Below are 14,472 nucleotides of genomic sequence, written 5' to 3' on the forward strand. Positions count from 1 at the left end.
CACAGGACACGCCTACCGCTGTCGGGCCGGGCGGCTCTTTCCCTTGCCCTTCCTGCGCAGCTTCCGCAGGCGTGCACGCACCCGCGCACGGCGCTCTTCGAGCACGGCGCGGCGCCAGCGGTGGGTGAGCCATCCCACGACGGCCACGCAACCGACGTACACGAGGAGCGTGGGGCCGGTGCCGGGAACGTACGCACAACCCTCCTCGTACGACCGGCAGTTCCTGCCCCGCACTCCGCTGAGCAGGAAGAAGACCGGCGCGAGGGCAGCCGCCCAGCACGCCCCGCGGGCGACGCTGCGCGGGATGACACCGGACGCCTTCCCGGAGCCGTTCGCGGCAGGGCTCCCGAGCCTCCCCGACACGGCACCGCCCCACCCGAGGAGCGTGACCAGACCCAGAGCACCCCCAAGGCTCCAGGACCCTCCGGGCAGCTCGTACAGCACGGGCGCGCTCTCGCGTGCGGCCCACCGCGACCCTCCGAACAGACCGACGAGCACCGCCGCCCCGACCACGACGAACAGCACGAATCCGACACCGTCCCGCACCCGGAACCGGGCGTTGCCCTCCGTCGCCCCGGCCGTCGGCCGCTCAGGCATCGCCGTACGCCCGATCCCACCTGCTCTGCCGCACGCCGCCCCACGTGCCCATCACGACGGCCAGCCCGAAGAGCGTCGCCAGGAGAACTCCGTTGGAGCCGGTGCGCCCGTCGTCGGGACTCGCGACGCCCTCGGGGTCGTACCGCACCCGCAGCTCGTCGCCTTTCGACGTCGAGTCCAAGCAGCCGTCGCTTTCCGGAAGCGACGGGGAGATGTCCTGTCCGTCGACGGTGCGCAATTCGCAGTGATTGGTACTGCTGTAGTCCGCGCTGACGACCACCGCGTCGGCCGGCACACCCCGGTCCGCCAGGGCGGCCGCGTCCCCGGCGGCCGTTCCGAAGATGCCCATGGCCACTCCGGCGATCAACGGCACGATCAGCTGCCAGGCCACCTTCCGCTTCTTGCGCGGCACGCGTCGCAGCAGGAGCACCGGAACCAGGAGCGACGCCAGGGGCAGGATCAACATCGCGAGCAGGCCTCCCACCACCCGCAGTACGTGCGGCATCGGCACGACGGGGCCCAGCCAGGACAGCCCCAGCGAACCCCCGGCGCACAGCAGGCTGAACACCAGCCACCGCACCACGTCGGAACGGGCCGCCCTGTTCCGGGATATGACATCCGCCACGTGTCTCCTCGCCCCTCACTGGCCCCTCGCGTGCCAGAGCACCGTAGCGACCCCCGAAGCAGTTCACTCTGGCGAAACCGGGAAGCACGCAGATACCGTCAGTAGCCTCGACCGCTCATCTGTCTCACGGGGAGTCCACTGTGAAGCGCCGCTCTTTGCCCGTTGCTGCCGCGCTCGCCGCCTCAGCAGCCCTGCTGCTGACGGCCTGCGGGGGCGGGGACGACAAGTCCAGCGACAACGACAAGATCGCGGGGGCCGACCAGGGAACGGGGACGCCGAAGGAATCGCCGAAGCCCTCGGCGACACCGGCAGAGGACAAGCCGGACGGCGTCGACGTGTCGCTCCCCAAGGACATGAACCTGGTCTTCGACTGGGACAAGCCGAAGGACAAGAACGAAGCGGCCGCGATGGACGACGCGGCCAACTTCTTCCGCGCCATCTACCGAGGCGTCGACAAGCGCACGGCCAAGGATGCCGCCGTGGCCGCATACGCCACCGGCGGCGGTCTGAAGTACGCGCAAACGCAGATCAAGGCATGGATCGACGGCGGCTGGACCGCCACCGGCACTTTGCGCCACTACGACGTCACCACTCGGTCAGCCGAGAACGGCACATCCGTGGAGGTGGCCTTCTGCGCCGACTCGAGCAGGTTCTACGGCAAAGAGATCAAGACCAACAAGGTCCTGACAACCGATCCCAGCATCGAAGACTTCGACTACTACAAAATCATCATGGTCAAGTACCCGACGACTGAAGGTCTGTGGCAAGCATCCAAGGTATTCGTCGAGACGAAGGCGACAAAGTGCCAGTGAGGTCACCACGTCACACGACCCTCAGCATCGCGACGCTGACGTTTGCCATCAGTGCTCTCGTTCTCACTGCTCCTGCCTACGCAGGGAAACCGGTCGGGTCCGACAAGGGCGCCGAAACGGAGCAGACAGGCGGCACCGACGAAACCGGCATCCACGCCGCCGTACGCATCGAGTACTCCGGTTCCGTCGCCCCGAACGGCGGCACCGGGAACGTGACGTCCGCCGACGTCAACTGGTCCCCGCCCCCCTGCTGGTACGCCCCCTACCTCGGTGCCAAGGACTTCAAGAAGGAGATGTCCGCCAACATCAAGGAGGCGGCGAGCGCACCCGGCATGGCAGGAACACCCGGAGCGGCGATCGGCCAGACGAAGGCCCACTACGAGGACGGGTTCGGCTGGGAGGACCACCCCGGGTACGAGGACTACAACGTGGCCAAGGACGGCGAGGGCATGTTCTGGGCCGGCGTCGAGAATCCCGACGAACCCGACATCCTCAAGCGCAGCTCCTGCACCGAGCTCCCCTTCTGGGTCGACAACGGCGAGGCTCCGCCGCCCCGGTACGAGCGGGCCATCACTCCGGAGATACTCGCCGCCCTCGCCTACCAGCACATGGAGCTCCCCGGCACCGAGGTCACCCTCGCCCCGGCCCAGACCACGAAGGTGAACCTGCCGACCTGGGCCTGGCTCGACAAGACCGACTTCCAGGAGGTCCGGGCCACGGCGTCCATCAACGTCCCCGGCTTCGCCCTCACGGCCACCACCACCGCCAAACCGGTGTCGCTCAAGCTGGAGCCGGGCACCCCGGACGCCGAGACGTACCCGGCCTCCGGCGAGTGCGGGTTCGACGACGACGGCTCCATCGGCGAGCCCTACGCCAAGGGCAAGGCCGACCAGACGCCGCCCTGCGGCATCACGTACCTCCGCTCCTCCGGAGACGGCACCTTCAACCTCCAGGCCACCATCACCTGGGACATCGCCTGGACCGGCACCGGCGACGCGGGCGGCGACCTGCCGGACGGCACCTTCGAGAACGCACAGGCCGTCACGGTCCAGGAAATCCAGACAGTCAACCGCTGACCACCAGACGGAGCAGGCGCATATGTCCTTCCTCAAGTTCTTCTCCGACGATGTCAAGGAGATGGCGAAGACCCTCGAGAACAGCGGGGGCCGCATGAAAGAGGCATCGCAGGAAATGAAGCGGGCCGACTCCAGCCAGGTGGGCCACTCCGAACTCCAGTCGGCCTGCGACGACTTCGCCGATTCCTGGGACTACGGCTTCGGGCAGCTGTCCAAGCTCACGAAGGGTGTCTCCAAGTACGCCAACAAGGCGTCCGAGGAATTCCTCAAGATGGACCAGGCGCTCTACGACGAACTGAAGAAGTCAGCGGCAAAAGCCAAGAAGTGACCGCTCACGCGTCGATACGCGGAGGCCACTCCACACCTGCCGCGGCGAGCCGGTTGAGATGCGTACGCCTCCGCCGCCGCGTCACGCCGAGACCGACGAGGTAGAACGCGAAGAAGGCGAGCCAGATACCCACCGCGACGAGGACGTTCCTCACCGTGTATCCGGGAAAGATGAGGAAGATCGCCATGACGACGGGAAGAATGAGGATGTTGCTCAGCACGCGCGGGTTGTACCGGCCGCTCGCGTCAACCACCATCTGCGAGTAGAGCAGTTCCACCTGGGGCCGTGCTTCCGGGACCGGGGTGAGACCGAGCCCCGGCCGCATGCCTGGCAGCGGCCTCCTGCCCGAAGCCTGCTGCTGGTCGGCCTGGAGTGCGGCGGCCCGTTCCCGAGCGTCGGACATGCGGACGAACAGAAAGAACGGATTGTTCAGGGCCGCGTTTCCGGGTGCGTGTCCGACGTAGCGATACCCGAATCTCTCGGCGACGTACGCGAAGGCCGCGAACTTCTTCAGGCCGGGGAAATGTGGTCTTACCGTGAACTCGCGCGCCTCCTCCGTGACGGCTTTCATCAGCTCGTTCAGGAGATGCCGTTCGTCCATGACCGCCTCCTCCTCGGCTCGTACGGGGGCGGCCCCATCGTGACACACGGGCGCCGCTGGTAACTTACCGGCTCAGGCAGCACAAAAGCACGGGGAGAAGTCCGATGAGTTCCGAAAAATACCCGAATCTGGGGTTCGATCCAACGCCCGGCGATCTTGAGGCTGTCCGGGATCTGGTGAAGGCGGTGGGTCGTGTCACCAGCGGCAGTGACACGGCCCAGACGGAGCTGAGCAAGATGGGAACCGCGGACGGCATATGGGCGGGCAAGGCCGCCACGGCGTTCCAGGACACCTACTCACCTGTTCCCCCGTATCTGAAGAAGGCCCTGGGATCACTGGACACCGCTCACCGGGCTCTCTCCAGCTGGGAAACACAGCTGGACGGATTCCAGTCCAGGGCACGGAAGCTGGAGGAAGAGGCGGCGGAAGCGGCTCGTAAGGTCAACTCCGCCCAGAACGCGGTGGACCTGCTGCCTACGTCCACCGCGGGGCTGTCGGACGACGACGAGAAGAAGCACGAGAAGGAGTCCAAGGCGAAGAAGAAGTCCCTGGAGACCGCCACCGGCGAACTGTCCGCGATCCGCAGCCGGGCGCACACGCTCCAGGGCGAGCACGGGCAGGCCGCGGCGGACATCACGCGTCGGGTCAAGGGCGCCGCCGACGACGCACCCCCCGAGCCGGGCTGGTTCGAGGAGGCGCTGGACGCGGTGGGCGACCTGCTCTCGGACGCCTGGGACACCATCACGGACCCGAACTTCTGGAAGCTGATCGGCGACATCCTGGCGGACATCGCCATGGTCGTGGGCGTCCTGGCGATCTTCTTCTCCGGCCTCGGGGTGGCCGCGTTCATCATCGCGGGGCTCGCGCTCGCCTTTCACCTCGCCGCCAAGGCCGGCGGGGCCGACGTGACCTGGGAGACCATCGCCTGGGACGCCGTCGGTGTGTTCGCCGGTGGGCTCAGCCTGGCGGGAGCCCGGCTCGCCCAGTCCGGCCGCGCCCTGGTCAACGCCGGCCGGGAGCTGCGGCTGTCCTCCGGCTTCATGAAGGCTCTCGGCAACGTCCGGTTCGGCAACATCCTCAACGGCCTGCGCGGACTTCCCAGCGGCGTCGCCAACTCCGCACGGGGACTGGGCATGGCCGGCAAGGGCTGGTCGTTCGTCGCCGCCGGTACTGCCGTGGACAAGGCGGCGACCTGGAGCGGTGCCGCGCTGGCGATCGGCTCCAACATGCACAACGGCACGTGGGACCAGGGACGTTGGACGGACGGCGAATTCAAGATCGGTGACATCCCGGTCGTCGGACCGTTCATGGACTACTTCGGGCCCACCGACGAAGGCGAGGCCATGGCACCCGGGCCGACGTCTCCCACCTTCGACACGCAGACCGCCCTCAGCTCCTCGGGCAGCACCTTCACCAAGCACCTCGACCCCTCGCAGATGGGTACGGCCGCATGAGCGCGGTCTCCCACGGCCCGACCGAAGACGTCGAGCGCAGCACAACCGCTCCCTTTCACTACGCCTTCCACCACGACGTGCCCGACGAGTTCGTCAGGCTTCCGGAACCGACGGAGTCCGACGGCTGGCGCGAGGCCATGGCGGAACTGCTGCCAGGAGCGGACACGGAGGCACAGGACGCCGCCAGCGAGGGACTTCGCCGCCAGCTGCCCCTGCTGAGCGCCAGGGAGAACGTGCTCCTCACCGCCATGTGCGTCGGCACCGAGGAGGTGGACGGCGGTGAGCGCCTGTCCATGGGCCTGCTCGCGGTCACCGTCCGCCCGAGCGGGCACAGCCCCGTTCAGCGCCTCTTCACCGCTGAGGGCATCTACCAGGCGACCGCCAAGAAGTTCTTCTCCAACGTCGCCGAGGAGCGCCTGGAAGGGATCAGCCTCCCGTCGGGAGAAGGCCTGCAGGGTCCGCAGGACATGGTGCTCGCCACGAAGCTCCCGTGCGGGCCGGGGGTGATGTCGACGTCCCTGCGCACGCTGCGGCTGCCCCCCATCGAGGCCGGGATCGCCGTACCGCCCCTTCCGATGGCGGCCCTGCAGCTGATCGTCCCCGCACCCCACAGCTACTGCGTGTACGTCACCATTTCCACGCCGTCCGTGTTCCTGCTGGACTCCTACAGCGCACGCCTGGCGCACATCGGCCGCACCCTCGCATTCGGCGAGCCGCCCGAGGACGCGGGATGAGCACACGCCCCCTCATGTCGCCGTGCGCCACCACGCGATGCCCTCGTCCGGGAGGGCCGCGGTGCTGAGGTCACAGCTCGCAGCTTTGCTGAGGGACGGCGCGCAGAGCCTGCAGCAGCACGAGGCCCGCAACCTCCAACGCTCGTGGCGCAGATTCGCCGCCTTCGCCTACGTCGCCGAGCAGTACGGGTACCGGTACAACGGGCTGTCCCCACTCTCCCCCACAGGGAGCCCGAACCCATACTTCGCTTTCCGCCGGCTGCCGGATGCACCGGAGCGGGCGGCGTGGAGCGCGCAGCACTACCCCGCCGCGCCGGAGGGCGGACCGCTGCCCGGCATGCGCCCCGGGGGCAGCCGGTTGCGGCCACTGCCCGAGGTGCAGCAAGAGGTCGATCTCCTGCACGCCCGCATCGTGGTCGACTACAGCCGCACCCACCGGCGGCGAGGGCTGACCGCTCTCCTTGTCCTCCTCGTGGCCATGCTCATCCCCCTCTCTCAGACCGGCTTCAGTGCCCAGTCGCTGCTCGTGTGCGGCGCCGTCTGGCTGTTCTTCGCCGCACTGTGGCTGACGGGCCTCGTCATCGCGCGACGCCGGTACGCGAAATACAGTCGCGTACTCCGGGACTCCGGAGTCGACTGGCCCCCGAACCCCTCACTCCCCTAGCGCTGCGGAGAGCCGCGCGAGGTGCCTCGCCCGACGGAGCGGCGGTCCGGCAGTTTGGCAGATCATGGCCGCAGTGGTGGATGTGCCCACCGTGCAGGCAGACCTCGACCTGGGCGAGGTTGCCGTCCGGCTATTGGGAGAGGAGTTGGAGGGGCGCGCAGCCTACACGGAGTCCTACCCGACACAAATGGGCCTCGGCTTGGGCATCATCTCGCAGCCAGTCATGTCTCCGGAGGGAGACCTCACCCTGTTCCCCACGGAGGAGGCACAGTCGGGGGCGGATGCATCGGTGGGCCGCATCGGACTCGCCGTGTCACTTTCATGCCCGCCCGGAGGCGACCACGGTCTACTGGTCGTGGGAAATTGCCTGGACCCCGAACAAGTGGTGCCCCTCGCCGGAGTCGTCGCAGTGATAGGGGGCAATTCGACATTCGTCGATGACGTCCCGGATACAGATGAAACAGAGTCGGAAACGTGACTCTGGGGGAGCACTCATGAATGTGAACGCCTCTTTCGTGGCACACTCCCTGAGCAAGGGGCTCACGGAACGTGCACCAGGCCTGTCACGCGCCGCCCTGACCAGGACAGGCTTCGCTCTCGCCCTCGTCGCCTGTGCGCTGCCGTTCGCACTACGTCTGCTGCTCCTGCTCGTTCCTGCGAACGCGTGGCCTGCCTACGTTCTGCTCTTCGTTGTCGCGCTGGCCCTTCTGGCCCTGCTCACCGAGGTCAACTACTTCGGCCGGGCCTGGTACCTGACGCTCCTGTACGCCGTATCCGCGACCGCACTGACGCTCCTCTCCTGGAACGGGCACAGCAACGACGTACTGGAGGCACGGGGACGCTGGACCGAGGTGACAGTGGTCCAGATCACTGAACGCCCCAGACGCGACACGGTGTGTGAACTGCGACGCACGGACGATGGGACAGCCGTTCCCCATCTTCTGGACGACTGCGCGGATCTCTCCCGGGGGGCTACTCTCAGCGTGCTGGAGGACCCGGAGGGAGAGGTCCGGCCACGGCGATCCGCCCCCAACACCGTCGCCACCGATCTCGCTGCGGGGATCTCAGCAGTCGTTCTCGTCACCGGCGTGACAGTCGCCTTCCGAAGGGGAGGCCGTCGCCATCCCCCCATGCCGCCTCCGTACCCGCCGTCGACCAACCCGGGCCAGCCATATCCGCAGCCCGGCCCCGGATCGTTCAGCGGGCCCCACGACGGCCGACCCTGACTCATGGTCGTGGGGACCTTTCTGGACGCCGAGCAGGTGCTGTCCATGGCGAGCATCGTGGCCCTCATCGCCGGGAAGTCGACCCTTCTCGAACAGCCGGAACCCGCCGAGGACGGTGCGTCGTCATGAGCCATGGAATCCCGCACGACCTGCCACCCGACCCGCGGACCCTGGTCTGGTACGACCGGGCCGCGCTCCTCACCGCTCGGTCCGCCGCGGCAGACGTCCTGGCCCCGCACAGTATGGCGCTGCGGAACCTGCTGTGGTCCTGGCTGGCCACGGCGGTGGTTGCGGGAGGCTGGTGCTTCGCGTGGGTGGGTCTCGGGTGGTACCTCGACTTGGACGATCCCGAAGGTGCGGACCTGCTCGTGACCGTCGTGCTCGTGGCCGTCTCGCTCCTGGTGGGGGGAGTGGCCGCCGCGGCATTCAGGCGCGTGGTACGACGAGGCCGCGCAGCGCATCGGCTGCTGGAGGCATGGACCGCGCTCGACCGCCTGCCCCCGGCCCGCGCGCTGCCTGCCGGGAACATCCCGCAGCCCCTCGCCTCGACATGGGACCTGATGCGGGCGGGGCAATCCTGGAAGAACACCGTTCCACTGGACGGACGCCGGTACCTGGTGTTCCTGTCCGGCAAGTCGCTTATGTGGATGATGGCGCCCGTCGCCCCGCTACTGGCCGGGAGCATCCTGGTCCTCGTTGCCCTGACGGGGGATCTCGGCCAGGAGAATGGCGGTACTTGCGCCCAGGTGGCCGTGGCTGGGGCGGGCATCGCGATTGCCGCAGTCGGTCTCTGGGGCGTGGCCAAAGGGCTGCGGCACTATGCGTGGGCACTGCGAGAAGCCCGGGCGAGAGTCTCGGAGGAGAAGACCTGGCCCAGCATCATCACCCGCTGATGGCGGGGCCCGCGTGGCTCGACCGCCTGGAACGGCGCCACTCCACCCCGCTCTGCTACACGAGCGTGAGCCTCCTGGCCATCCTCGACGGCGCCGTGCTCTCCGGACTCGCCGGCCGCTGTGTCCTTCCCGGTCTGGCGGTCGCGCTCGGGTTGTTGTGGCTCGTGGCGGTCCACACCGATCAGCGGCTGGTCCTGACGCTCCCCTCCGGCACCGCCTCCACCCTGACGGAACGCCCGGCGTGCAGGCTTGTGCCGGTGCGCCGGGCGTCCAGGAGCCGCTACTTGCTCCGCGCCTGCTTCGCCAGTTCCTCGTCGATCTGCTCGAACTTGTCGGCGGCCGTGGTGAGGTAGTCGCCCATGCCGTCGAGGCCGTCGAGGGTGTCCTTGGCGCCGCGGGTGAACTCGTCGAAGTTGTCGTCGAAGGCCTTGGAGGAGGACTTCGTGACGTAGCCCGACTCGACCAGGTTCGCGATGTACTTGCGGAGGCCGTCGAGCTTCTCCTGGAGCTTTTCCTTCTCCTTCACGACATGCTTGGCGGCATCCCGCATGTCCTGATATGTGATGTCAAGGTCTTTGGCCATGAAGCCGCTTCCTCTCACAACGCCGCAGGGCCAACCCCCGTGGCTCCTTCGTTTGCGGACCGAACCGGAGCACCGGTGACGCCGGTCGTATGTCACGACCGGTGTGATCGTCCGCTCTTGAGGCAGCAGCTTACGGGGGAGGCCAGTGGTGTCACATCCCTGCGTTGCCAACGGGAACGTCCGGTCACCGCCCTGTTGCCGGACCGCGACACCCAGCGGATATCGTCGCCTGGACTGTGAGCCGTGGTGTGGAAGCGGCCGCAGGGGCTCGCCTGGGGAGGACACGCGTGCGACTGACCCTGACCGTCGTCGATCCGTACGGCGGTGGCACCGCCGACGTCGTGCTCGACGCCGATCCCGAGTCCACCGTCGGGGACATCGCCGAGGAGCTGGCCAAGCAGGTCGGGGTCGCGGGCGCGCAGGTCATCCCCATCGGGCATCAGGGCCAGGCGGGAGCCGGCGGTGCGCCGCTCGTCTACGTCGACGGGTACGCCGTCGACCCGTCCGCCACGGTCATCGGGTCGCCGTTGCGCGAGGGCGCGGTCGTCAGTCTCCAGGACCCGTCCGGGTGCCTGCCCGGTGAGCCCACCGGGCTCGTGGAGTTGCGGGTCGTGGGCGGGCCGGGGGCCGGGTTCGTGCACCGGCTCGGAGTGGGGAAGTACGACATCGGGAGCGGGCCGGCCGCGTATGTCCGGATCGAGGACCCCGAGGTCGACGCCCGTGCCCTCACCCTCTCCGTCGCCACCGACGGGACCTGCAGGGTCGCCGTGCACGGTGACAAGGACGGCGTCACCCTCGACGGGGAGTCCGTCAAGGAGCGGGACGGCGACGACTGGCCGCTCGGGGCGCAGATAGCGATCGGGAACTCTCTCGTCGAGCTCGCCCGGTACGCGCCGCCCAACGCCGCGCTCAAGTGGTCCGAGGACGGGGTGGGACTGGACTACAACCGGCCGCCCCGGCTCCGTCCGGCCGAGCGGCAGACCAACTTCCGGCTGCCCTCGCCGCCCCGCGACTACGAGGCCCGGCCGCTGCCCTGGCTGATGGCGTTGACGCCGCTCGTCGGTGCCGTCGTCGCCGTGATGGTGTTCGGGCGCTGGTACTACCTGATCATGGCCGGGCTCAGCCCGATCCTCCTGTTCGCCAACTACTTCAACGACAAGAAGCACGGGCGCAAGTCCCACGCCAAGCAGGTCAAGGAGTACGAGGAGCAGAAGGCGCGGATCGAGAAGGACGCGCAGGACGCGCTGGTCGCCGAGCGGGACGACCGGCGGCAGGCCATTCCCGATCCGGCGGTCGTGCTGTCCGTGGCGACCGGGCCCCGGACCCGGCTGTGGGAGCGGCGGCGCACCGACCGTGATCACCTGCTGCTGCGGGTGGGGACCGGGCAGCTGCCCTCCGAGGTCGTGCTCGACGACCCCGAGCAGGACGACCACCGGCGCCAGGTCACCTGGAAGATCGAGGACGCTCCCGTCGCGCTGTCGCTGCGCACCCTCGGGGTCGTCGGCATCGCGGGGCCCGGGGACTCGGCCCGGTCGCTGGGACGGTGGGCGGTGGCGCAGACCGCCGCGCTGCACAGCCCGATGGACGTGCAGTTCTACGTGCTGAGCGAGAACTCCGCCCGGAGCGAATGGGACTGGGTGCGGTGGCTGCCGCATTCCCGGCCCTCCGGCGGGCAGGACGTCAACGTCCTGATCGGTACCGACGCCGAGACCGTCGGCGCCCGCATCGGCGAGCTGACGCAGATCCTCGACGCCCGCAAGAAGGCCGCGGAGCAGAAGGGCAGCGGCGCGCAGGGGTCCAGTTTCGCCGATCCTGACATCGTGGTGGTGTGGGACGGCTCGCGACGGCTGCGGTCGTTGCCCGGAGTCGTACGGCTGCTGCGCGAAGGGCCGGCCGTGTCGATGTTCGCCGTGTGCATTGACGCCGAGGAGCGGTTCCTGCCCGGTGAGTGCCAGGCGTTCGTCGTCGCCGAGCCCGGCACCGAGGAGAGCGGGCGGCAGCGGCGGGACGCGGAGGCGCAGCCGGCGCAGCAGGTCGCGGGGGGCTTCCCGTCCTTCCAGGCGTGGCACACCAACGCTCCGGCCGAGCCCGAGCAGCGGGCCCGTGCCGAGAAGCTCAGGCTGCGGGTCGAGGAGGCGGGGGTCGAGCGGATCACCGGCGTACGGCCCGACTTCGTCACGCCCGCCTGGTGTCTGCGGCTGGCGCGGTCGCTGTCCGCGCTGCGGGACATCAGCGGCGAGACCGAGGACTCCGCGCTGCCCGGGGCGAGCCGGCTGCTCGACGTGCTCCAGCTGGAGCCGCCGACGGCCGACGCGATCGGCGCGCGGTGGCGGATGGGCGGCCAGTCGACGATGGCCGTCATCGGCGAGTCGTACGACGGCCCCTTCGGCATCGACATGCGCAAGGACGGACCGCACGGCCTCATCGCCGGTACGACCGGTTCCGGCAAGTCCGAGCTGCTCCAGACCATCGTGGCGGCTCTCGCCGTCGCGAACACGCCCGAGAACATGACCTTCGTCCTCGTCGACTACAAGGGCGGCTCCGCGTTCAAGGACTGCGTCAAGCTGCCGCACACCGTCGGCATGGTGACCGACCTCGACGCGCACCTGGTCGAGCGTGCCCTGGAGTCCCTGGGGGCCGAGCTGAAGCGGCGCGAGCACATCCTCGCCGCCGCCGACGCCAAGGACATCGAGGACTACCAGGACCTCGTCAGGCGCGATCCCTCGCACGCTCCGGTGCCCCGGCTGCTCATCGTCATCGACGAGTTCGCCTCCATGGTGCGCGACCTGCCCGACTTCGTGACCGGGCTCGTCAACATCGCCCAGCGAGGGCGTTCGCTCGGCATCCACCTGCTGCTCGCCACCCAGCGGCCCAGCGGTGTGGTCTCCCCCGAGATCCGCGCCAACACCAACCTCCGGATCGCCCTGCGCGTGACGGACGGCGGCGAGTCGTCGGACGTCATCGACTCGCCCGAGGCCGGGCACATCTCCAAGAACACCCCGGGCCGCGCCTACGTGCGCCTCGGACACTCCTCCCTCGTGCCCTTCCAGTCGGGGCGCGTCGGTGGCCGTCGGCCCGGTGCCGCCGATCCCGCCGCGCTCGCGCCCTGGGTCGGGCCGCTGGGCTGGGAGGAGCTGGGCCGGGCGGCGCTGACCAAGCCGAAGACCGAGTCCCGCGAGGACGACGAGGTCACCGACCTCAAGGTGCTGGTGGACGCGGTGCGCGACGCCAACCGGTCGATGGGCATCCCGGCCCAGCACAGCCCCTGGCTGCCCGCGCTGGACGAGACGCTGCTGCTGGACGAGATCGAGGCCCCGGTCCTCGCCGGTGCCGCCCCGGGCAAGCTGCCGCCCGCCCCGTACGGCATCGAGGACCTGCCCTCCGACCAGGCCCGCCGCCCGGTCGTCGTCGACTTCGCGAGCTTCGGGCACCTGATGATCGGCGGTGCCCCGCGCAGCGGCCGTTCCCAGGTGCTGCGCACCATCGCGGGCTCGCTGGCCCGCACCCACTCCACCGCCGACGTCCACCTGTACGGCATCGACTGCGGCAACGGTGCCCTCAACGCGCTGACCCGGCTGCCGCACTGCGGCGCGGTCGTGGGCCGCAACCAGACCGAGCGGGTCGTACGGCTCGTCAACCGGCTCAAGGGCGAGCTGTCGCGCCGTCAGGACCTGCTGGCCGACTCGGGGTTCGCGGACATCGGTGAGCAGCGGGCCTCGGTGGAGGAGGGTGAGCGGCTGCCGCACATCGTCGTCCTGCTGGACCGCTGGGAGGGCTGGGTGCCCACCCTCGGCGAGGTCGACCACGGGTCGCTGACCGACGAGTTGCAGACGATGATGCGCGAGGGCGCCAGCGTCGGCATCCACCTGGTCCTGACCGGCGACCGCACGCTGCTCGTGGGCCGCATCGCGACCCTCACCGAGGACAAGTACGGTCTGCGCCTGGCCGACCGCAGCGACTTCGCCTCGCTCGGCATCCCGGCCCGCAAGGTGCCCGAGGAGATCCCGCCGGGCCGCGCCTTCCGCAACGAGGCCGGTACGGAGACGCAGTTCGCGCTGCTCTCGGAGGACACCACGGGCCAGGGCCAGGCCGCGGCGATCACCGCGATCGGCGAGGCCGCCACCGCCCGCGACGCCGACGTCCCGCGCGCCCGGCGCCCGTTCCGCGTCGACAGCCTGCCCAGCCGGATCTCCTTCCCGGAGGCCTGGGAGATGCGCGACCCGGAGGCGTCCCGCTCGAAGCTCTGGGCGCTGATCGGCATCGGCGGCGACGAGATCGTCGGCTTCGGCCCCGACCTCGCCGACGGCGTGCCGTCCTTCGTCATCGCGGGACCGGCCAAGTCGGGCCGCTCCACGGTGCTGATGAACGTCGCCCAGTCGCTCCTCGCCCAGGGCACCCGCCTGGTCGTGGCGGCGCCCCGCCAGTCGCCGGTGCGTCAACTGGACGGCGCGGAGGGCGTGCTGAAGGTCTTCACCGGGGACGACATCGACGAGGACGAGTTCGAGGAGCTGATCGACGGGGCGAGCCCGGAGGAGCCCATCGCCGTCCTCGTCGACGACGGCGAGATCCTCGAGGACTGCGACGCCGAGAGCCAGATGAAGAAGATCGTCTCCCGGGGCGCCGAACGCGGCCTCGCCCTCGTCATCGCCGGTGACGAGGAGGACGTGTGCAGCGGCTTCTCCGGCTGGCAGGTCGACGCCAAGAAGGCCCGCCGCGGCATCCTGCTCTCCCCGCAGGAGTCCTCCAGCGGCGATCTGATCGGGCTGCGCGTCTCGCGCCAGATGGTCGGCGGCCAGGTCACGCCGGGCAAGGGCATGCTGCACCTCGGGGACGGAGAGCTGCGCACGGTCGTGGTGCCGGGCTGAGGCGGTGGGGGTGG

General features: G+C 69.4%; 14 protein-coding genes. 10 read left to right on the forward strand and 4 right to left on the reverse strand.

What is annotated here, in order from left to right:
• Positions 1-12: 12 nt before the first annotated feature.
• Together OHA99_RS15545 and OHA99_RS15550 are read right to left on the reverse strand one after the other, a co-directional pair.
• The gene (locus OHA99_RS15545; RefSeq protein WP_405696208.1) at positions 13-597 is read right to left on the reverse strand and encodes a hypothetical protein; all 585 of its coding nucleotides are present in this window, start codon (positions 595-597) and stop codon (positions 13-15) included.
• On the reverse strand, positions 590-1,222 hold the full coding sequence (locus tag OHA99_RS15550; protein WP_153178483.1) for a hypothetical protein: 633 nt from the start codon (positions 1,220-1,222) through the stop codon (positions 590-592). The genes OHA99_RS15545 and OHA99_RS15550 overlap by 8 nt, the downstream gene beginning before the upstream one ends.
• Positions 1,223-1,362: 140 nt before the next feature.
• Here OHA99_RS15550 and OHA99_RS15555 point away from each other — a divergent pair, with 140 nt between their 5' ends.
• The 3 genes from OHA99_RS15555 to OHA99_RS15565 are packed head-to-tail and all read left to right on the forward strand — an operon-like array spanning position 1,363 to position 3,438.
• Positions 1,363-2,034 carry a hypothetical protein gene (locus OHA99_RS15555; protein ID WP_194279962.1) on the forward strand — a complete coding sequence of 224 codons (672 nt, stop codon included), beginning with the start codon at positions 1,363-1,365 and terminating at the stop codon, positions 2,032-2,034.
• The gene (locus OHA99_RS15560; RefSeq protein WP_165685149.1) at positions 2,025-3,110 is read left to right on the forward strand and encodes a hypothetical protein; all 1,086 of its coding nucleotides are present in this window, start codon (positions 2,025-2,027) and stop codon (positions 3,108-3,110) included. The genes OHA99_RS15555 and OHA99_RS15560 overlap by 10 nt, the downstream gene beginning before the upstream one ends.
• Before the next feature lie 22 nt (positions 3,111-3,132).
• On the forward strand, positions 3,133-3,438 hold the full coding sequence (locus OHA99_RS15565) for a hypothetical protein (RefSeq protein WP_007443848.1): 306 nt from the start codon (positions 3,133-3,135) through the stop codon (positions 3,436-3,438).
• A 4-nt stretch (positions 3,439-3,442) separates the two neighbouring features.
• On the opposite strand, the gene OHA99_RS15570 is transcribed toward OHA99_RS15565, so the two are convergent.
• A complete protein-coding gene (locus tag OHA99_RS15570) occupies positions 3,443-4,039 on the reverse strand; it encodes a hypothetical protein (RefSeq protein WP_153178485.1) in 597 nt (198 codons plus the stop codon).
• A 104-nt stretch (positions 4,040-4,143) separates the two neighbouring features.
• Here OHA99_RS15570 and OHA99_RS15575 point away from each other — a divergent pair, with 104 nt between their 5' ends.
• From OHA99_RS15575 to OHA99_RS15600, 6 genes are all read left to right on the forward strand, one after another.
• Positions 4,144-5,493 carry a putative T7SS-secreted protein gene (locus OHA99_RS15575; RefSeq protein WP_366473083.1) on the forward strand — a complete coding sequence of 450 codons (1,350 nt, stop codon included), beginning with the start codon at positions 4,144-4,146 and terminating at the stop codon, positions 5,491-5,493.
• Positions 5,490-6,227 carry a hypothetical protein gene (locus OHA99_RS15580; protein WP_405696212.1) on the forward strand — a complete coding sequence of 246 codons (738 nt, stop codon included), beginning with the start codon at positions 5,490-5,492 and terminating at the stop codon, positions 6,225-6,227. The genes OHA99_RS15575 and OHA99_RS15580 overlap by 4 nt, the downstream gene beginning before the upstream one ends.
• Before the next feature lie 61 nt (positions 6,228-6,288).
• Positions 6,289-6,891: a hypothetical protein gene (locus OHA99_RS15585; protein ID WP_153178487.1), complete on the forward strand. Its 603-nt coding sequence runs from the start codon at positions 6,289-6,291 to the stop codon at positions 6,889-6,891.
• 64 nt (positions 6,892-6,955) lie between these two features.
• Positions 6,956-7,369: a hypothetical protein gene (locus OHA99_RS15590; protein ID WP_366473080.1), complete on the forward strand. Its 414-nt coding sequence runs from the start codon at positions 6,956-6,958 to the stop codon at positions 7,367-7,369.
• A gap of 16 nt (positions 7,370-7,385) precedes the next feature.
• Positions 7,386-8,117, forward strand: a complete 732-nt coding sequence (locus tag OHA99_RS15595; RefSeq protein ID WP_153178489.1) for a hypothetical protein — start codon at positions 7,386-7,388, stop codon at positions 8,115-8,117.
• Between the two features lie 125 nt (positions 8,118-8,242).
• Positions 8,243-9,010 carry a hypothetical protein gene (locus OHA99_RS15600; RefSeq protein WP_366473078.1) on the forward strand — a complete coding sequence of 256 codons (768 nt, stop codon included), beginning with the start codon at positions 8,243-8,245 and terminating at the stop codon, positions 9,008-9,010.
• A 280-nt stretch (positions 9,011-9,290) separates the two neighbouring features.
• Here the strand turns inward: OHA99_RS15600 and OHA99_RS15605 are convergent, their stop codons facing one another.
• Positions 9,291-9,593 carry a WXG100 family type VII secretion target gene (locus tag OHA99_RS15605; RefSeq protein ID WP_030145321.1) on the reverse strand — a complete coding sequence of 101 codons (303 nt, stop codon included), beginning with the start codon at positions 9,591-9,593 and terminating at the stop codon, positions 9,291-9,293.
• Positions 9,594-9,880: 287 nt separating this feature from the next.
• Between OHA99_RS15605 and OHA99_RS15610 the strand changes: the two genes are divergently transcribed.
• Complete coding sequence (locus OHA99_RS15610; protein ID WP_405696214.1) at positions 9,881-14,458, forward strand: FtsK/SpoIIIE domain-containing protein; 4,578 nt, start codon at positions 9,881-9,883, stop codon at positions 14,456-14,458.
• The last annotated feature ends 14 nt before the right edge of the window (positions 14,459-14,472 follow it).

The organism is Streptomyces coelicoflavus (genome assembly GCF_045041415.1).
Lineage (GTDB): Bacteria > Actinomycetota > Actinomycetes > Streptomycetales > Streptomycetaceae > Streptomyces > Streptomyces coelicoflavus.